At 68.5% G+C, this 18,727-nt stretch carries 18 protein-coding genes; 8 read left to right on the top strand and 10 right to left on the bottom strand.

Annotated elements, in window-relative coordinates; all coding sequences use genetic code 11:
• The first annotated feature begins 87 nt into the window (after nt 1-87).
• Nucleotides 88-825 (top strand): endonuclease III, encoded by a 738-nt coding sequence (gene nth / locus NJQ99_RS08205; protein WP_269332343.1) that lies wholly within the window; start codon nt 88-90, stop codon nt 823-825.
• An 11-nt stretch (nt 826-836) separates the two neighbouring features.
• Here nth and NJQ99_RS08200 read toward each other — a convergent pair whose 3' ends face one another.
• The 3 genes from NJQ99_RS08200 to NJQ99_RS08190 are packed head-to-tail and all read right to left on the bottom strand — an operon-like array spanning nt 837 to nt 3,384.
• Nucleotides 837-1,577, bottom strand: coding sequence for an SDR family oxidoreductase (locus tag NJQ99_RS08200; RefSeq protein ID WP_269332342.1), 741 nt, complete (start codon nt 1,575-1,577; stop codon nt 837-839).
• Nucleotides 1,578-1,595: 18 nt separating this feature from the next.
• Entirely contained in the window at nt 1,596-2,903 is a 1,308-nt protein-coding gene (locus NJQ99_RS08195) for an FAD-binding oxidoreductase (RefSeq protein WP_269332341.1), read from the bottom strand.
• Nucleotides 2,904-2,907: 4 nt separating this feature from the next.
• Complete coding sequence (locus NJQ99_RS08190; RefSeq protein WP_269332340.1) at nt 2,908-3,384, bottom strand: GtrA family protein; 477 nt, start codon at nt 3,382-3,384, stop codon at nt 2,908-2,910.
• A gap of 1 nt (nt 3,385) precedes the next feature.
• Here NJQ99_RS08190 and NJQ99_RS08185 point away from each other — a divergent pair, with 1 nt between their 5' ends.
• Nucleotides 3,386-4,261 carry a decaprenyl-phosphate phosphoribosyltransferase gene (locus tag NJQ99_RS08185; protein WP_269332339.1) on the top strand — a complete coding sequence of 292 codons (876 nt, stop codon included), beginning with the start codon at nt 3,386-3,388 and terminating at the stop codon, nt 4,259-4,261.
• A 4-nt stretch (nt 4,262-4,265) separates the two neighbouring features.
• On the opposite strand, the gene NJQ99_RS08180 is transcribed toward NJQ99_RS08185, so the two are convergent.
• The gene (locus tag NJQ99_RS08180) at nt 4,266-5,474 is read right to left on the bottom strand and encodes a glycosyltransferase family 87 protein (RefSeq protein WP_269332338.1); all 1,209 of its coding nucleotides are present in this window, start codon (nt 5,472-5,474) and stop codon (nt 4,266-4,268) included.
• Between the two features lie 183 nt (nt 5,475-5,657).
• On the opposite strand from NJQ99_RS08180, the gene NJQ99_RS08175 reads away from it, so the two are divergent.
• The 3 genes from NJQ99_RS08175 to NJQ99_RS08165 are packed head-to-tail and all read left to right on the top strand — an operon-like array spanning nt 5,658 to nt 7,916.
• Entirely contained in the window at nt 5,658-6,605 is a 948-nt protein-coding gene (locus NJQ99_RS08175) for a sulfurtransferase (RefSeq protein WP_269332337.1), read from the top strand.
• 4 nt (nt 6,606-6,609) lie between these two features.
• Nucleotides 6,610-7,749 (top strand): YeeE/YedE family protein, encoded by a 1,140-nt coding sequence (locus tag NJQ99_RS08170; RefSeq protein WP_331283295.1) that lies wholly within the window; start codon nt 6,610-6,612, stop codon nt 7,747-7,749.
• On the top strand, nt 7,746-7,916 hold the full coding sequence (locus NJQ99_RS08165) for a hypothetical protein (protein WP_269332336.1): 171 nt from the start codon (nt 7,746-7,748) through the stop codon (nt 7,914-7,916). The genes NJQ99_RS08170 and NJQ99_RS08165 overlap by 4 nt, the downstream gene beginning before the upstream one ends.
• Here NJQ99_RS08165 and NJQ99_RS08160 read toward each other — a convergent pair.
• The 5 genes from NJQ99_RS08160 to ectA form a co-directional block, all read right to left on the bottom strand.
• A complete protein-coding gene (locus NJQ99_RS08160) occupies nt 7,913-8,650 on the bottom strand; it encodes an SDR family NAD(P)-dependent oxidoreductase (protein WP_269332335.1) in 738 nt (245 codons plus the stop codon). The two genes, NJQ99_RS08165 and NJQ99_RS08160, sit on opposite strands and share 4 nt — an antisense overlap.
• A gap of 88 nt (nt 8,651-8,738) precedes the next feature.
• Nucleotides 8,739-10,220 carry an aspartate kinase gene (locus NJQ99_RS08155; RefSeq protein WP_269332334.1) on the bottom strand — a complete coding sequence of 494 codons (1,482 nt, stop codon included), beginning with the start codon at nt 10,218-10,220 and terminating at the stop codon, nt 8,739-8,741.
• 80 nt (nt 10,221-10,300) lie between these two features.
• On the bottom strand, nt 10,301-10,693 hold the full coding sequence (locus NJQ99_RS08150; RefSeq protein ID WP_269332333.1) for an ectoine synthase: 393 nt from the start codon (nt 10,691-10,693) through the stop codon (nt 10,301-10,303).
• Nucleotides 10,694-10,749: 56 nt separating this feature from the next.
• Nucleotides 10,750-12,057: a diaminobutyrate--2-oxoglutarate transaminase gene (gene ectB / locus NJQ99_RS08145; RefSeq protein WP_269332332.1), complete on the bottom strand. Its 1,308-nt coding sequence runs from the start codon at nt 12,055-12,057 to the stop codon at nt 10,750-10,752.
• Nucleotides 12,058-12,159: 102 nt separating this feature from the next.
• Entirely contained in the window at nt 12,160-12,717 is a 558-nt protein-coding gene (ectA, locus tag NJQ99_RS08140; RefSeq protein ID WP_269332331.1) for a diaminobutyrate acetyltransferase, read from the bottom strand.
• Between the two features lie 313 nt (nt 12,718-13,030).
• On the opposite strand from ectA, the gene NJQ99_RS08135 reads away from it, so the two are divergent.
• A complete protein-coding gene (locus NJQ99_RS08135; protein ID WP_269332330.1) occupies nt 13,031-13,528 on the top strand; it encodes a MarR family winged helix-turn-helix transcriptional regulator in 498 nt (165 codons plus the stop codon).
• Between the two features lie 10 nt (nt 13,529-13,538).
• On the opposite strand, the gene NJQ99_RS08130 is transcribed toward NJQ99_RS08135, so the two are convergent.
• The gene (locus NJQ99_RS08130; RefSeq protein ID WP_269332329.1) at nt 13,539-13,997 is read right to left on the bottom strand and encodes an Lrp/AsnC ligand binding domain-containing protein; all 459 of its coding nucleotides are present in this window, start codon (nt 13,995-13,997) and stop codon (nt 13,539-13,541) included.
• A gap of 138 nt (nt 13,998-14,135) precedes the next feature.
• Between NJQ99_RS08130 and putA the strand changes: the two genes are divergently transcribed.
• Both putA and NJQ99_RS08120 read left to right on the top strand, forming a co-directional pair.
• Nucleotides 14,136-17,864: a bifunctional proline dehydrogenase/L-glutamate gamma-semialdehyde dehydrogenase PutA gene (gene putA, locus NJQ99_RS08125; RefSeq protein ID WP_269332328.1), complete on the top strand. Its 3,729-nt coding sequence runs from the start codon at nt 14,136-14,138 to the stop codon at nt 17,862-17,864.
• A gap of 108 nt (nt 17,865-17,972) precedes the next feature.
• On the top strand, nt 17,973-18,647 hold the full coding sequence (locus NJQ99_RS08120) for a hypothetical protein (protein WP_269332327.1): 675 nt from the start codon (nt 17,973-17,975) through the stop codon (nt 18,645-18,647).
• Nucleotides 18,648-18,727 lie beyond the last annotated feature (80 nt).

Raw genomic sequence — 18,727 nt, 5'->3', positions numbered from 1 at the left:
CCGTCATGGGGCGTAAATGTAGCTTTCCGTGTCCCGCCCGGCAAAGGGACTTCGCGTCGCGGGGGCCGTGGGCTAGTCTCGCGGCCCATGAGCAAGACGCCCGCACCCTCCCGCCCGAGGTCCCCGAAAGCGCCGAAGACCGCCGCTGCGAAGCGCAAGGCGGGCAAGCGCGTCAAGGCGCCGCCCCGCATGTCGCCCGAGGCGGTGGAGGAGATGTTCCGCCGCTTCTCCGACGCGATGCCAGAGCCGAAGACGGAGCTTGAGTACCACAATCCCTACACGCTGCTGGTCGCCGTGGTGCTCTCGGCCCAGGCGACCGACAAGGGCGTGAACAAGGCGACGCGCGGCCTTTTCGCCATGGCCGACACGCCGCAGGCCATGCTCGACCTCGGCGAGGACCGGGTGCGCGACGCGATCAAGACCATCGGCCTCTTCCGCAACAAGGCGAAGAACGTGATCGCGCTGTCGCGCACGCTGGTCGATGAGCATGACGGCCAGGTGCCGCGCGACCGTGCCCAGCTCGAGGCGTTGCCGGGCGTCGGACGAAAGACGGCGAACGTGGTGCTGAACGTCGCCTTCGGGGAGCCGACGATGGCGGTCGACACGCACATCTTCCGGGTCGGCAACCGCACGGGGCTGGCGCCGGGCAAGACGCCGCTCGACGTGGAAATGGGGCTGCTCGCGGCCATACCGCAGCCCTACCTGCAGCACGCCCACCACTGGCTGATCCTGCACGGGCGCTACACCTGCCTCGCGCGCAGCCCGAAGTGCGGGGTCTGCCCGGTCGCCGACCTTTGCCTCTACCCGGACAAGACGGCGACCTGACCGGGGTCGTGTCAGAGGTTCGTGCGGACGAAGATACGCTCCGGCACGTTGCGGATAATCGCCATGATCGGCCACCAGAACCAGGGCAGGTAGGCCTCGGCCTTGCCCTTGGCGACCGCGCGGTCGATCCCGGCGGCGATGGTTGTGGGGCTCGCCCAAAGGGCACCCTTGTTCTCGAACGCCGCCGTCATCGGCGTGTCCACGAAGCCGGGCTTGATCGTGACCACGCGCACACCCTTCGAGGCCATGCGGTGGCGCAGGCCCTGCAGGAAGATCGCGACCGCACCCTTCGCCGCACCATAGACATAGTTGGACTTCCGCCCCCGGTCGCCCGCGACCGAGCCGATGACGGCGATTGCGCCCATGGCCTGCGCCTCGAACACCGGTGCAAGGCGCGTCAGCAGGTCGATGACGCTCAGCGCGTTCGTCTCGAGCTCCGCCCGCGCCGCATCCGCGCTCGCCTCGCAGGCTTGCTGGTCGGGCAGGCTGCCGTGGGCGATCAGCGCCACGTCGATATGGCCGAGCGCCGCCACCGCCCCCTCCACGAGTGCGGCGAGGCTTGCCGGATCGCCCGCGTCGAAGGCGGCGGTATCCACGCCTGCGGCCCCGCGTGCGGCGAGGTCCGCGGCGACGCGCGCGAGTTTGTCCTCGTCACGGCCCGCCACGAACAGCCGGTCGCCACGCTCGGCATGGATGCGGGCGTAGGCTTCCGCGATGGCGGAAGTTGCGCCGACGATCAGGATGTTGCTCATGCTACTACCCGTTTTCCCTCAAAGACCCAGCCGGTCCGATTGCAGCGAGCGGAAGACGCCCAGCGCACCGTAGCGCGCGCGCACTTCCTGAAAGGTTTCCCAGCGCGGATAGGAGGCGCGGAAGGTGGCCGCGCTCATCCGCGCGTCCTTTGCGAGGTAGAGCCGCCCGCCATGCGCCACGACCATGTCGTCCAGCCGGTCGAGCAGCGCGAAGTCGTCGTCGCGCACGGGGAAGTCGAGCGCGAGCGTGTAGCCCTCCATGGGGAAGGACAGCGGGTTGGCGTTGCCCGGTCCGAACGCCTTCAGGACCGCGAGGAAGGAGCCGCGGCCGCTGTCCGCGATCCGCAAGAGGATGGCGGCCAGCGCGTCGCGCCCCGCGGCCTTCGGCAGCACGAACTGGTATTGCAGGAAGCCTCTCGACCCATAGGCCCGGTTCCAGCCGCCGATCCCGTCGAGCGGGTAGAAATAGGGCTCAAAGGGGACGATGGCCGTGCGGTCCGGCGTGCGGACGCGGCGGTAGTAGAGCGCGTTGAACGCCTTCATGGTCATGCGGTTCAGCAGCACGCCAGGCAGGTCGAAGGGCAGGGACAGACGCGCCCGCGCCAGGCGCGGCACGCCGCCGCCGCCGGCATGTTCGCCAAGCATCACGAGGGAGCGGCCGAGCGCGTCGCCGGTCGCGAGGCAGTCGATCCACGCGACGGAGTAGGTGGCGTCGGCGTGGGTCTCGAACAGGCCGAGGCAGGCATCGAGGTTCTCGGCCTTCAGCGTCCGGGCGCGGATCATGCCGCTCGCCACCGGCATCAGGCGCAGCGTCGCGGCGAGGATCACGCCCGTCAGGCCCATGCCGCCGCAGGTCGCGGCGAACAGGTCGGCGTGCCTCTCCCGCGACGCGACGACGACCGAGCCGTCGGCCAGCAGGATCTCGACGGCCTGCACATGGTCGCTGAAGCTGCCCGCGCCGTGATGGTTCTTGCCGTGCACGTCGCTGGCGATGGCGCCGCCGATGCTGACGTGTTTCGTGCCCGGCGTGACCGGCGGGAACCAGCCGCGCGGCAGGAACACCCGCAGCAGGTCGGCAATGCTGACGCCCGCCTCGCACGTGACGGTGCCGGTCGCGGGGTCGAAGGCGCGGAACCGGTCGAGCGCGCCGGTCTCCAGAACCCGCCCTCCCAGCGCGCTGTCGCCATAGCTGCGCCCCAGGCCGCGGGCGATCATCCCGCCGTCGCTCCGTGCGGCGGCCAGCGCCGTGCGCGCGGCGTCCGTGTCGGCGGCCCTTGTCGGGCGGCCTTGCGCGCGCGGATAACGCCCCCAGCCGCTGAGCAGCATCGGCTCAGCCCCCCTCTGGCGCACGAAAGACGAAACGCCTGTCGAGCCGGTACTTGATCGCGTAGCCGATGGCGAGGCCCACCGCCGCGCCCAGATAGCGCATGGTCTTGTCGCCGTCCCAGAGCATGTGAAACGCCGCCTCCGTGCCCCAGAAGATCAGCGTCGTGACGACGCCCGTGCCCGTGTAGAGCAGGAAGGTCGCCCCGTCATGGGCACGCGAGCGGGGCCGGAAACCGAATATATAGGTCTTGTCGAGAAGGTACTTGGTGACGAGGCCGACCGCCGTTCCGGCGAGCACGGAGGCGACGAGGCCCACGGTATCTGTGCGCAGGCGGATCACGATATCCTGCGTCACGATGTTGGCGAGCGTGGCAATCGCGGCGAACGCCGTGTAAAGGACAAGGATGCGCCATCGATTCCCGGCGGGGTTGTGCCGCCGCGAGTCGCCCTGCGTCCCAGATCTGGTTCCGGTCGGGTTCAAGATGACGTCAGACCTCACGACTGTACTCGGTGGACTTGCGCGGCTGATCCGGCCGCGGCAGTGGGTGAAGAACACCTTTGTCCTGACCCCGCTGGTGTTCTCCGGCCAGTTCAACGTGCCGGAGCAGATCGAGCATGCGCTGCTCGCGTTCGTGCTGTTCTGCGTGGCGTCCTCGGCAACCTACATCCTCAACGACATTCTCGATATCGAGCGGGACCGTGCGCACCCGAAGAAGCGCTACACCCGCCCCCTTGCGGCCGGCGAGGTGACCATCCCGCAGGCGCTCGTCGCGATGGGCGTGCTCTACGCGATCCTGCTCGCAGGCTTTCTCGTTCAGCCCCTCGTCACTCTGGTCATTCTTGGTTATCTGGCCGTTAACGTCGGGTACACGATCGCGCTGAAGCACGAGCCGGTTATCGATATCTTCGTCATCTCCAGCGGCTTCGTCCTGCGCGTCTATGCGGGCGCGGTCGCGCTCAGCGTGCCCGTGTCGCCGTGGATGTTCGTCACCACGCTGTGCCTCGCGCTCTATCTCGCCTCGATCAAGCGGCGCCAGGAGCTGATCCAGAGCGGGGCGGAGGGCCGCCAGGTGCTCGGCCGCTATTCCGTGCCGCTGATCGACCGGTTCGCAGAGATGGCGGCCACCGGTGCGCTCGTGTTCTACAGCCTGTTCGTGGTCACGGCGCGGCCCGAACTGGTGGTGAGCATTCCCTTCGTGCTCTACGGCATCTACCGCTACTGGTACGTGGTCGAGATTCTCGAAAGCGGGGAGAGCCCGACCGACGCCCTGCTCGCCGACAAGCAGTTGATCGTGACCGTGCTGCTGTGGATCGGCACCTGCGCCTGGATCATCCTGAAGGGCGACCTGAGCCTCTGACCGGTCAGGCCGCGGCGGCTGCGGGGTGGGCGGCCTCGCGCGTGCGCGCCTCGGCCAGCGCGCGGTGCACGGTGACGGCGAAGAGCGCCAGCAGCGCGAAGAAGCCGAGCTGCAGGTTCGCAGCCTTGACCCCGAAGATCATCAGGAATGGTGCGAAATAGGCGAACAGCAGGACGGCCTTCTCCGCCCGGCTCGCCCCCGCCCGCGCCATGTGCGTCGCGGCGATGACGAGGGGCACGGAAACGATCGCGAATTCGTAGTCGAAGAGGTAGGGCGTCATCAGCAGCGTCGCGAGCACCAGCACAGCGACGCTCAGCGGTCCCGGTCCGGCCTTGCGCCACACCGCGATGGCGGTCAGGGCGGCCGCCGCGGCCAGCGTCCAGTGCGCCGCGTAGGCAAGCCCCTCCGGCACGCCCAGGAGGCGCAGCGTCACGAACAGGCTGGGGATCTTCTCCCACGGCAGGAAACCCGACTCCAGCAACGTGCCCACGAGCGGCATGTTGTCGAGGAAGGCCCGCCACAGGTCGAGCCCGAAGGCGAGTGTCGCCCCGCCCGCAAAGACAAGTGTCGTCGCCGCCGCGGCGGCGAAGGTCCGCCATTGCCCGGTGACGATCAGCGCGAAGGGGATGAGCAGCCCCAGTTGCGGCTTGTAGGCGAGCAGGCCGATCAGCACGCCTGCAAGCACCGGCCGGCGTCCGATCGTCAGCGCGATGCCGGCGAACAGCGCCGCCGACAGCATCGAGTTCTGGCCGTGGAAGACGCACATCCACGTGCCGCCCGCGGCCAGCACCAGCATGACCGCGCCCTTCTGGTCGAGCAGGCGGGAGACCGTCAGCAGGTAAGCCGCGAGCGTCAGCCCCGTGAACAGGAGGTAGGACGCGAAATAGGGTACCAGCGCCAGCGGCGCGACCAGAAGCTGGTAGGTCGGCGGATAATGCCAGAGGAAGATCGAGGTGTTCTGCGGTACCGCCACCTGCTGCGCCGCCAGGATCTCATAGGCATCGAACGCCGCCTCCGGGCGTCCTTCGAGCGTCAGGTGCCCCGCGCTCCAGAAGGTGATGAAGTCATACCCCAGCGGCTTTCCCCACGGGTCGATGCCGCCCGAGGACGCCATCACCAGCGCGATCGCGCTCACCAGGTAGGCGGCGGCGAAGATCCAGGGATAGACGCGCATGCGGTCGGCGTCGAACAGGGGCGCAGGAATCGGGGCCATCCGGGAGACTCGCAGGGTTGTTGCACCGGTTCCCGGCATCCTGCACGCACAGGGTTGCCAAACGATTGAAGGGCCAGACCTAAAGAACAAACGACATATGTATATAGAAAGATTCTACTTGAACTTGGAGGAAAGAAGGTCCATTTACGCCTCCGAACACAGGAGTTTGGAGGAGACGACCCCATGCGACCGATCTTTACCTCGCTGATCGCCGGCGCGGCCCTGGCCGCGACGACGCTGACCGGCGCGCTCGCCGAGACGCGCTTCGGCCCGCTGCTGACGCCGGCGGAGCTTGCCGCCGCGCAGGACACGCTGAACCCGCTGGTGCTCGACATCCGTGCGGGCGAGGGCGGCTATGACGCCGGCCATATCCCGGGTGCGGTTTCGGCGCCTTACGGCAAGTTCCGTGGGCCCGCGGAAAACCCGGGCCAGCTTCTGTCGGAGGAGGCGCTGACCGGTCTGCTGCGCAGCCTCGGCGTGACCGCTGACCGCCCGGTCGTGGTCGTGCACCAGGGCAAGGACGAGACGGACTTCGGTGCCGCCGCCCGCGTCTACTGGACGCTCAAGTCGTCGGGCGTGAGCCAACTCGCGATCCTGAACGGCGGCGTCAACGCCTGGACCGCCGATGGCCGCGGCCTGAGCACCGAGGCGACCCAGCCGGTGCCGAGCGACATCACGGTCAGCTTCAGCACCGAATGGCTCGCCACGCGCGACGAAGTCAAGGCCGTGGTCGACGGCAAGACGCAAGCGACCCTGATCGACGCGCGGCCCGAGGCGTTCTACAAGGGCGAGACGCAGCACAAGGCCGCGAAGCAGCCCGGCACCCTGCCGCACGCCCAGATCTTCACCCATTCCAACTGGTTCGCGTCGGGGCCGGCCATCGTCGATCCGGCAGCAGCCGGGGCGCTCGCCGCCAACGCCGGGCTCAAGGGTGACGAGACGCTCGTGTCCTTCTGCAACACCGGCCACTGGGCCGCGACCAACTGGTTCGCGCTGAGCGAGCTGGCGGGCATCGAGGGCGTGAAGCTCTACCCGGAATCGCTCGTCGGCTGGTCGAACGCCGGTCTGCCGATGGACAATGTCCCGGGCCGCTTCACGCACCTGTGGTCCACGGTGAAGAGCTGGTTCTGATCCGATGACGGCCGTACCGGGCACTGTTGTCCGACCGACGATCGCTCCCCGCCTGCTGCTTGCGGCGGGGGGCGTCGCCCTTGTTGTGGCGGTCGCCGCGATGGCCGGGGCCCGGTACGGTCTGCTGCTTGCCGTGGGCCTCGGCTTCGGCATCGCGCTCGAGGGCCTGCGGTTCGGCTTCGCGGGGCCGTGGCGGGCGTTCATCCTTCGGCGGGAGCCTGCCGGGCTTATCGCCCAGCTCATCGCCATCGGGCTCACGGCCGCCGTCGCCATGCCGCTGATCGCGGCCAATCCGGGCGAACTGGTGGGCGCACATGCGCCCGTCGGAGTCGCCATGATCGGCGGGGCCTTCGTCTTCGGCCTCGCCATGCAGATCGTGCTCGGCTGCGGTTCGGGTACGCTCGTGAACGCGGGCAGCGGCAACCCGGTCGGCGCGCTGGCGCTGCCCTTCTTCGCCATCGGAAGCTTCGCGGGTGCGTGGAACCTCGACTGGTGGATCGGCCTCGGCACGGCGCCGGTCGTCACGGCGAGCAGCCTCTTCGGCCCGATGGGCGGATTGGCCGCGACGCTCGCCGCGTTGGCGGCCGTCGGGGCCTTCGCTGTCTGGCGGGCCGCACCGGGCACGGCGCGCCTGCCCCGGCGTCTGTGGATCGCGGCGCTCGCGGTTGCGGGGCTTGCACTGCTGAACCTCGTGATCTCCGGCCAGCCCTGGGGCGTGGTCTACGGCCTCGGCCTCTGGGTTGCGAAGGGGGCGCACGCCGCCGGGGCGGACCTTGCCGCTTCTGCGTTCTGGGCCGCGCCCGCGAACGCGGAGCGTGTGGCGGAGAGCCTGCTGACCGACGTCACTTCGCTCACCAATATCGGGATTCTCGGAGGCGCGTTCCTGGTGGCCGCGTGGCGAGGCGGCCTTGCGCAGCCGATCCCGGCCCTGCCCGCGCGGGCGTGGATCGCGACGGTCGTCGCGGGGCTGCTGCTGGGCTATTCCTCGCGTCTGGCCTTCGGGTGCAATGTCGGGGCCTTCTTCAGCGGCATCTCGACGGGCAGCCTGCACGGCTGGGCCTGGTTCGCCGCCGCGTTCCTCGGCTCCATCGCGGGTGTGCAGCTGCGGCCCTGGCTCGGCTTCGAGGGGAGGGCGCGGCCATGACCCGGCGCCTTGTCGTATTGCTGCTGGCGGCGGCGGGGATCGGGCTTCTGGCCCTCGACCTCGCGGGCAGCCGTCCGCTCAATCCCTTCACGGCTCCGCCGGCGCTGGCGCTCGGCTCGGGCCAGGCGGCGGGCGGTGCGCACTGCTCGGCCGCACCGGGGCGCTAGTAAGGGATCCGCTCCCCCGACCAGTCGAAGAGGCCGCCCGTGTCCTCCGGCCGCGCGGCCTCGATTACCTTCAGCAGCTTTTCTGCCGAGAAATCGGGCGTGAACAGCTTGTCGTCCGCCACAAAGGTCTGGAACGGCTTCGACAGCGCGGTATCGACCGTGCCCGGTTGCAGGCCGAGGACGATGCCGCCGGGCCGCTTGCGCGCAAGTTCGATGGAGAGCGTCTTCAGAAGCATGTTCAGCGCCGCCTTGGACGCGCGATAGGCGTACCATCCGCCTCGCCGGTTGTCGGAGATCGAGCCGACGCGCGCCGACAGTGCCGCGAAGACCGACCGTCCCTCGCGCGGCAGAAGAGGCAGGAAGTGCTTGGCGACGAGTGCCGGTCCCGTCGCATTGACGGCGAAGGCCCGCGCAAGACGTTCCGCGTCGAGCGCGCGCCAATCCTTCTCCGGCTGCATGTCCGGCCCGTCGTGCAGCAGACCCGTCGCCACGAAGACGAGGTCGAGCGGCCCATCCGCGCCCGCCGCCCGTGCCGCCGCCGCGATGCTTGCCTCGTCGGCGAGGTCGAGCGTGCCGGCCACGACCTTCGGATGGGGCGCGATGGCGCCCGTGCGCGCGAAGGCGTGGATGCGGCCGTAGCGTGGATCTTCGGCCAGCAGCGCCAGAATTGCCGCCCCGATGCCGCCGCCTGCCCCGATCACCGCCGCGCTCCGTGTTTCCGTCTGCCCTGTCACCGCCGCCTCCGGACATGAAGAACCCGGGCCGCGAGCGGCCCGGGTCGGTCATGTGGAGCGCGGCTCCGCGCCGGCAAGCGGCAGGCTGTCACGCCACCCGCAGCATGGTTGCCGCTTCCGCCGGCTTTGCGTGCTCTCCCGCGGCGGGGGCGATCTTTTCCGGCGCCTTGCCCTCGATAAGGCCGCGGTGGAGGGCGACGACCGCTCCGTCGAAGTCCGGCTCGTCGACGATGACCTGCATGTCGACCTTGCGCATGTGGTCGTGCAGGCCGAGCGGCTTGATGCCCGCGGCCTTGAGGCAGGCAAGACCCGTCAGCGCCACGTCGAGGCCCGTCAGGTCGCGGCCGATGGCCGAGATGATCGCCACCTTGCGCGAGGTGATCGAGGCCGAGGGGTAGACCTGCGACAGGTCCGCCTCGACCCGCTTCACGGCCTTCATGGAGCCTTCGAGGAAGTGCGTGATCGTGTTCGCGTTCGAGCTTTTCGACACGATGCGCACCTTGTGGCGCTTCAGCGCCTCCAGGATCGCCGCGTCATAGCCCTTCACGCCGACCATGTCCTGTTCGAAGAACTCGAAGGCGAAGACGCCCTTGAGGCCCGTGACGATCTCCACGCCCGGCTCCGTCGCCTCGAGGTCGGCGCGGATCACCGTACCCATGTGGTCGGCCTCGAAGATGTTGCGGACGCGCAGCGGGATGTTCGCCTGGCGCAGGCCCTTCGCCGCGCGGGGGTGGATCGCCTCCATCCCCATGTTCGACAGCTGGTCGGCCACGTCGTAGTTCGTCTCGCCGATGGGCCGCACCGCGTCCTCGCCGACCAGGTTGGGGTCGGCGGAGGAGAGGTGGAACTCCTTGTGGATGATCGCTTCGGATGCACCCGTGATGACGGCGATGCGCGACAGTGTGACCTCGGTGTAGCCGCGGTCGAAGCTGCGCATCAACTGCTCGCGGCACTGCGCATAACCCGTGACGATGGGCAATTCGCTGCCGAGGTCCACTTCGGCGAAGGCGCTGCGGATGCGCTCGTCGAAGTCCGGCTGGTCGTCCTCGCGCCAGCCCGTAAGGTCGATGAAGCGCGCGTTGACGCCGTGCTGTTGCAGGAGCAGCGTGGTGTTGTAAGCCGATTGCGCCTCGCCCAGGGCGGACAGCATCTCGCGCACCGTGAACAGGTGCTCGTCGAGCCGGAAATGGCCGTAGGAGCACAGCCGGTTCAGGTCGATCAGGCAGCTGCGCACGCCCTCGATCCGCTCCTTGATGAAGGTGTCGGCGCTGCGGCGCGCGGCCTTGTCCTCGAAGATCTCGGCGTTGATCTCCAGCATGCGGTCGGCCACCCGCGACAGCGCGTCGCCCCAGGACCAGTCCCGCTCGGAACTCGCAAAGAGCGCATAGACGCCCGGCTCGCCGGTCTTCTTGTGCTCCAGCAGCGCATTGGTCATGCCCGCATAGGCCGAGACGACGAAGATCCGGTTGTAGATCTCCTCGGTCCGGCGGTTTCCGATCAGGATGTTGTTCAGCAGCGTCTCGGTCTCCACCATGGAGGTGCCGCCGATCTTTTCGACAGTATGTGCCATGTACTCCGGTCCCGGCCTTGCGGCCTCGGTGATTGGGTTACGCAATGGGGTGCGGCTCGTCGTCCGCGAAGGCCGGCCCGTCAGAGCGGGGCGTCCTCCAGCGCGTAGGAGCCGTCTTCCTTGTGCACTTCCTTGCCTGTCACCGGCGGGTTGAAGCAGCACGCCATCACCATCTCGGTCTTGCCGCGCAGGATGTGCTTGTCGTGCTTGTCGAGCGCGTACATCACACCGGGCTTGATCGGATGCACCTCGCCGGTCGCGCAGTCCTCGATCGAACCCTCGCCGGAGATGCAATAGACCGACTCGAAATGGTTCTTGTAGTGGAAGTTCAGCTCCGTGCCCGCGTAGATCGTGGTGATGTGGAAGCTGAAGCCCATATTGTCGTCCTTCAGCAGGAGGCGGACACTGTCCCACCCGTCCGAGAAGATGTGACGATTGGTGTCTTTGGCTTTGTTGAAGTCGCGAACGATCATCGATTTACTTGTCCTTAAGTCTTGCTATTCCTGCGCCGGTGTGCGGGGGTGTCGCCTCACTCGGCGGCGTCGCGCGCCTCGCCCTTGCCGCAAACGGCGGCGAAGGCCCGTTCCACGATGTCGAGGCCGGCGTCGAGCTGCGCGCGCGGGATAGTCAGCGGGCAGAGCACCTTGACCACCTCGTCATGGGCGCCCGACGTCTCGATGATGAGGCCCTCCTCGAAGCAGGCGCGGCACACCTTGCCCGCGGTCTCGCCGTCGCCCGCGTCAATGCCGCGCATCATGCCGCGGCCCTTGGTCGAGAAGCCGTGCGCGTCGGCGATCGTCTCAAGCCGCGCAGCCAGGTGGTCGCCCTTGGCCTGCACCTCCTTCTGGAAGGCGTCGTCGCTCCAGAACTTCTCGATGGCAACGCGCGCGGTCACGAAGGCGTGGTTGTTGCCGCGGAAGGTGCCATTGTGCTCCGCCGGGCCGAAGATGTCGTGCTCCGGCTTGATCATCACCATGGCGAAGGGCAGGCCCATGCCCGACAGCGACTTCGCCAGCGTCACGATATCGGGCGAGATGCCCATCTCCTCGAAGGAGAAGAAGGTGCCCGTGCGGCCGCAACCTGCCTGGATGTCGTCGACGATCAAGAGCGCGCCATGCTTGCGGGCGATCGCCTCCAGCTTGCGCATCCATTCCGCGGACGCGACGTTGAGGCCGCCTTCGCCCTGCACCGGCTCGACCAGGATGGCCGCCGGCTTGTCGAAGCCGCTCGACGGGTCGTCCAGCATCTGCGCCAGCATGTCGGCGGCGTCGATGCCGTCGCCGAAATAGCCGTCGTAGGGCGCCCGGTCGACGCCGGCCAGCTCCGAGGACGCGCCTCCGCGGTGGTAGCTGTTGGCGGTCGAGGCGAGCGCCCCCATGGTCACGCCGTGGAAGCCGTGGGTGAAGGCCACGGTCTTGTGGCGGCCGGTGACCTTGCGGGCGAGTTTCAGTGCCGCCTCGACGGCGTTCGCGCCCGTGGGGCCGGTGAACATCAGCCGATAGTCCATGCCGCGCGGCTTCAGGATCTTTTCCTCGAACGTGGCGAGGAAGCGCTCCTTGGCGTCGGTGTGCATGTCGAGGCCGTGCGCGATGCCGCCCTCGGTGATGTAGTCGACGAGCGCGGCGCGCATGTCGGGGTCGTTGTGGCCGTAGTTCAGCGAGGAGCAGCCGGCCAGGAAGTCGATGTGGGCGCGGCCGTCCACGTCGAAGATCGTCGCGTTCTCGGCGCGGCCGAACTTGCGGGGAAAGCTGCGGCAATAGCTGCGCACCTGCGATTCGACGCGGTCGAACGTTGCGGTGTCGGCAGCCTTGGACGGATGGAGCGGGGTCGTGGACATGGGATGCCTCGATTCGGTGTCGGGTGAAACGTCGGGGTGAAGCCGCCCGTTCCACGCCGCCCGGTGACGGCGCGTGGAGGGCGGGCGATGCGCGGCGTGCCTTCAGGCCGCGCGGACGACTTCCAGCGGCTTGGGCTGCTCGAACGGGCCGATGGTGACCAGGTGTTCGGTCGCATGCGCCCCGTCGAAGTGGTTGTCGCGGGTGAAGTGCGGGCGGCGGGTCAGCACCGTTCCGAGTTTTTCCGCGACCGAGCCGAACAGCGCCCAGGACGCCTGGTTGTCGGCCGTGATCGTGCTTCGGATGCGCCGCACCTCTGCACACGCGGGCCGGTGCAGCAGCGACAGGATCAGCTTCTTCGCAAGGCCGCGGCCGCGCGCCTTCTCCGACACGCAGACCTGCCAGATGAACAGCACGTCTGGTTCCTGCGGAGGAATGTAGCCTGAGACCCAGCCGACGATCTCACCGTCCATCTCCGCCACCGCGCAGGTGTCGGCGAAGTGCGTGCACTGCAAGAGGTTGCAGTACATGGAGTTGTCGTCGAGCGTGCTTTCCTTCACGAGGGCCCAGATCTGCGCGCCGTCTCCCTCTTCCGGCATGCGGAAGCGGATCTCGTCCTTCGGCGGTGTCGTCGTGCTCGTCTGGATCTGTGCAAGGTGCATGAGAGGGGTCCCGGCGTTGTTTTTGATGGCTCGTTATTTAGCAACGACAAACTAAATGTCAACCCATGGAAGAGGGCAGTTCGCCCGGCTGCCAGCTTGGGAAAATATCTAAAAAACATGAATTAAAGCAAGGAGTTCGTGTGATTTGCGCGCGGAAGGAAGGTTTTGAAAGACGCGATAAAGACTGGAAATTCGCCGTAATGGCTCTTATTTAGTTTGCATGACAAAAATGTTGCAACCCTTGCGGCTCCCGACCGGATCGCTAGGATCGGCGGCGCTTGCCACTGCCGGAACAGGCGAGGAGACGACGGGCGTGGAGGACAGGACACGGGCCGCCCTGACGGCCATGCGGCGCATCCTGCGCATGACGGAATCCAATGCGAAGGCGGTGCAGCAGCAGACCGGTCTCAGCACGTCCCAGCTCGTCCTCCTGCAGCTTCTCGAGGAGCGCGGCGAGCAGACCGCGGGCGAGCTTGCCTCCGGCATGGGCATCACACAGGCAACCCTGACCGCGCTCATCCACAAGCTGGAGGGCCGCGCCCTCATCGTGCGCAAGAAGGGCGAGACGGACCGCCGCCAGGTCTGGATCTCGTTGACGGGTGCCGGCCGTGCGATCCTGCAGGCCGCGCCCGACGGCGCGCACGAGAAGTTCATCGCGCGGTTCGAGGACCTGCCCGATTGGGAAAAGGCGTTCCTCGTCGCAGCGCTCGAGCGCTCGGCAGCGCTTCTCGGCGCGGAAGGGATGGACGCTGCCCCGGTCCTCGATGCTGGCGCGCTCGACCGCGACCGCACACCGCTGCACGACGCCTGAGGCGTGCTGCTCAGGCCGGGACGGGCAGCGTGTTCGCGTCCTTCACGGCTTCCATCACCACATAGGTGTGGGTCTGCTGGACGTGCGGCAGGCGCGAGATGACATCGCCCAGCAGCCGTCGGTATTCCGCGATGTCGCGGGTGCGCACCTTCAGCAGATAGTCGAAGTCGCCCGCGATCATGTGGCAGGACTGCACCTGCGGCACGCGGCGCACGGCGGCGTTGAAGGCTTCCAGCTCGTCCGCCGTTGTCCCCGCGAGCACCACCTGCACGATCACGACATGATCGGCGTCCAGCGCAGCGGGATCGAGGTCCGCCCGGTAGCCGCGGATGATCCCCGCGGCCTCCAGCTTGCGGACCCGGTCGGCGCAAGGCGTCTTGGTCAGGTTCACGCGGCGGGCCAGTTCAACCATCGGGATGCGGGCGTCTTCCTGGAGGACGCGAAGGATGGCGCGGTCGATACGGTCCATGTGTTCACCGGAACTTCGTCTGCATATGTGCTCTGAAAAGGCATTTTGCCTGTTTTGTCTCGAAAATTGGAGACATTTCCTGACCAGTTTTCGGCAATATCCAGTCACAAGGACATATCCGCTCCGGGGGTGCAATCGATGGATCTGAATTCTGCCCGCCGCGCCGTCGACGAGGCCTTTTTCGCCGACGAAACCGATGCCGTCCGGGACCGGCTGGCCCGGCATGGGCTCGATGCCGCCGCGCGCGCCCGGATTTCCGCGCGTGCCGCCGGGCTCGTCCGCACGATCCGCGCCGATCCCGACCCGAACCTGCTGGAAAGCTTCCTTGCCGAGTACGGTCTCTCGACCGACGAGGGCGTGGCCCTCATGTGCCTTGCCGAGGCCTATCTGCGCGTGCCGGACGCACCCACGCTCGACGCGCTGATCCGCGACAAGATCGGCGGCGCCGACTGGTCGAAACATTCCGGCGAGACGGATTCCCTGCTCGTGAACGCATCGACCTGGGCGCTGATGCTGACGGGCCGCATCTATGGCGGCGGCGAGGAGGGCGGACGGCCGGAGCAACAGGTCGCGGGCACGCTGCGCCGCCTCGTGCAGCGGCTGGGCGAACCGGTCGTGCGGACCGCCGTCGGCCAGGCGATGAAGGCCATGGGCCAGCAGTTCGTGCTCGGCCGCAGCATCGGCGAGGCCCTGAAGCGCGGCCAGCCGATGCGCGAGAAGGGCTATGCCTACTCATACGACATGTTGGGGGAGGCGGCGCGCACCGACCGCGATGCGCGGCGTTATTTCCGTGCCTATGCCGACGCGATCAGCGCGATCTCGAAGGCCGCCGACGCCCGCGCCCCGGCGCAGGCCAATCCCGGCATCTCGGTGAAGCTCTCCGCCCTGCATCCGCGCTACGAATATGTGCAGCGTGCGCGCGTCATGGCCGAGCTTGTGCCGCGCCTGTCCGCCCTCATCGAGATGGCGCGCAACGCCAACATCGGCTTCAACGTCGACGCCGAGGAGGCCGACCGCCTGTCGCTCTCGCTCGAGGTGATAGAGGCCGCGCTGGACAATGCCGACCTCAAGGGCTGGGACGGCTTCGGCATCGTCGTGCAGTCCTACTCCAAGCAGGCGATGGCCGTGCTCGACTGGGTCGTGGCGCTCGCCCGGACCCATGACCGGCGCATCGCGGTGCGCCTCGTGAAGGGCGCCTATTGGGACATGGAGGTGAAGAACGCCCAGGTTCAGGGCATGCCCTGCTATCCGACCTGGACGCGCAAGACCTCGACCGACGTCTCCTACCTTGCGTGCACGCGCAAGCTCTTCGACCACGCGGACAAGCTCTATCCGCAGTTCGCGACCCACAACGCCCACACCGCCGCCGCGATCCTCGAGATGGCCGGCAAGGATGCCGCGCCCGATCTCTTCGAGTTCCAGCGTCTACATGGCATGGGCGAGGCGCTGCACGACCTGCTGATGGCCGAAACGGGGAGACGCTGCCGGATCTATGCGCCGGTCGGCGTGCACGAGGACCTGCTCGCCTATCTCGTCCGCCGCCTGCTGGAGAACGGCGCCAACTCCTCCTTCGTCAACCAGCTGCTCGACGAGGACGTGGACCCAGAGGACCTGACCCGCGATCCGGTGGGCGAGACCGAGCGGCTCAACAGCATTCCCCATCCGCATATCCCGCTGCCGCCCGACCTCTACGGGCCGGAGCGGTGCAACGCGAAGGGCTGGAACCTCAACCAGCCGCTGATGGCCGAGGCACTGGACCGCGACATGGCCGCCTTCCGTGCCCATGCCTGGGAGGCGTTCCCGCTCATCGCGGGCGAGGCGGTCGAGACGGCACCCCAGCCCGTGCGCAATCCCGCAAACCTCGAGGAGGTCGTGGGCACGGTGCACGAGGCCGATGCCGAACTTGCCGCCCGCGCGGTCGAAGCCACGGCGGCCGCCTTCCCGGCCTGGCGCGACCGGCCGGCGGAGGAACGTGCCGCCATCCTCGACCGCATCGCCGGCCTCTACGAGGACCACGCGCCGGAACTGATCGCGCTCGCGACGCGGGAGGCGGGCAAGACCCGGCTCGACGGCGTGCTGGAGGTGCGGGAGGCCGTGGACTTCTGCCGCTACTATGCGATGCGGGCGCGCCAGACCATGGCGCGAGGCGAGCGGACGGGCCGCGGCGTGTTCGTCTGCATCTCGCCGTGGAACTTCCCGCTCGCGATCTACACGGGCCAGATCGCGGCGGCGCTCGTTTCCGGCAATGCTGTCGTGGCCAAGCCCGCGGAGCAGACGCCGCTCATCGCCGCGCGCGCGGCCCAGTTGATGTATGCCGCGGGCGTGCCGCGCGAGGTGCTGGCGTTCCTGCCGGGGCAGGGGGCGGAGGTGGGCGCGGCGCTCACCGCCGATCCGCGCATCGCGGGCGTGTGCTTCACGGGGTCCACCGAGACCGCCGTGCGCATCGATCGGGCGATGGCCGCGTCAGCCCACCCGCGGGTGCCTCTGATCGCGGAGACGGGCGGCCTCAACGCGATGATCGTCGATTCTACCGCGCTGCCCGAGGCAGCGGTCCGCGACATCGTCAACGGCGCGTTCCAGAGCGCGGGCCAGCGCTGTTCGGCCTGCCGGGCGCTCTTCGTGCAGAAGGACATCGCGGACAAGCTGCTGGAGATGCTCGAGGGCGCGACGCAGGAGCTTGGCGTGGGGGACCCGTGGTCGCCCGCGACCGACGTCGGCCCCGTCATCGACGAGGAGGCGCGCAGCACCATCGAGGACCACGTAAAGGCGTTCGGCGGCAAGGGACGGCTGCTCTTCCGCCACCGCATGGAGGGGGCGCCCCGCCAGGGCCGCTTCGTCGCCCCGGCGGCCATCCGCCTCGACCGGTTCGAGGAGCTCGAGCGCGAGATCTTCGGACCCGTCCTGCACGTGCTGGAGTTCGAGGCGGGCGACCTGCCCGGCGTGATCGATGCGATCAACGCGCGCGGCTATGGGCTGACCTTCGGCATCCACTCACGCCTCGACGACCGCGTGGAATGGGTCGCCCGGCGCATCCGGGCCGGCAACATCTACGTCAACCGCAACCAGATCGGCGCGGTCGTCGGCGTGCAGCCGTTCGGCGGCGAGGGGCTGTCAGGCACTGGCCCCAAGGCTGGCGGCCCGCACTATCTGGACCGCTTCACCGTGCCCGCATCGTCCTTGATGCCACCGCATGTTCCCGCCGCGCCGGAGGATGCGACCCGGGTGGACACGCTCGACCCTGCTGCGTTCGCCGATATGGCGGCCGATGCGGCGCCGGTCTGGGATGCGCGCGCGGATCGGCTGGTCGTGCTCGACCGGGCCGTGGCGGCTTTGCCGGAGGACTGGCAGGCTGCGGCGCTCGGCGTGCTGGACGGCGTGCGCCCGGCGCTCGGACCCGCAGAGCCGCTGCCGGGGCCCACGGGCGAGAGCAATCACCTGACGCTGCACGGGCGCGGGCTTGCGCTCTGCCTCGGCGGCGGGGCGGAGCCGGTGGGCGCGCTGCTCACCCAGGCGCTGATGGCACTGGCGGCGGGCAATGCGGTGGCGGTTCCGGCGGGCGAAGGCGGTGCGCGCCTTGCCGCAGCCCTGCGGAAGGGCGGCGTGCCAGCGGGCGTCATCGCGGCTGTCGCGATTGACGATCCGGCGGAGACTGCCGGGACGATGCCGCGCCTGGGCCTCGTTGCGCTCGAAGGCGAGGGCGGGGAGGTTGGTGGGGTGCGCGCCGCGCTCGCCGCCCGCGAGGGGGTGCGCGTGGCTTTCGTCAGCCTCTCCGAGGGTGTGGAGCGGTTTGCGACCGAGCGCGTCGTCAGCATCGACACGACGGCGTCGGGAGGAAACGCGACACTTCTGACCCTGCCAGATGCGTGAGTATTGGTTAAGAAATGGCAGGGTTTTTAACCCATTAATTTAATGAGGAATTAATTCGGCATCGCTGGAGTCTCTCCTACGAAGCACAATTCGGGAAGGAGAAATACCATGCGCAATGGAACTGGACTGCTGAAGGTCTCGGCTACGGCCCTCTCCCTGCTGCTCGCGCCGGCCGTCGTCACGATTGGCGGCCTCGGGGACATCGCAGCTGCCAAGGGCGGCGGCGGTGGCGGTGGCGGAGGTGGCGGAGCCGGGGGGCCTGGCGGCGGTGGCGGTCCCGGTGGCCCCGGCGGGGATTCCGGCGGCCCGGGCAACGGCAATGGGAACGGTCCGGGGGGTGCAGGCGCCGCCGGCAGCGCCGATTCCGCCGACGCCGGAACGGGACCGGGCAACTCCGGCAATGCGCCGGGCCACAGTGGAACGGGACCGGGCCATGGCGCGGCAACCTCGGCAGCCGCAACCAATCCCGAGACGACTGGCATCGACAAGGCCATGGACGTGGTCGGAACGACGCCCGCCAGCGCCCAGGCGACCGCCAGCCTCTCGGCCGTGGCCGCGGCCCGCAGCGAGGCGGAGGACGAGGACACCGAGGAGGACGTCGCCGAGGACGAGACGGACGAGGAAACCGACGTCACCGACGAGGAAACCACCGAGGAAACGGACGAGGAGACCGACGTTTCCGACGAAACCGACACCGAGGACGACAGCATGAGCCTGTCGGAAGCGGTCGACAACATGGCAGCCGATCTCGAGACCGCGGCCAGCACCGTGTTCGGCGACTGATCGCGGCGCGCTCGCACGGCCGCGTGAGGGCCCGCCCCGCAAAGGGCGGGCCCTTCTTCTGTCCGGGACCCATGCGGCGC

The sequence above is a fragment of the Futiania mangrovi genome (assembly GCF_024158125.1).
GTDB lineage: Bacteria > Pseudomonadota > Alphaproteobacteria > Futianiales > Futianiaceae > Futiania > Futiania mangrovi.
Note: the sequence above shows the minus strand (reverse complement) of the source record. Positions and strands in the feature narration are given on the sequence as shown.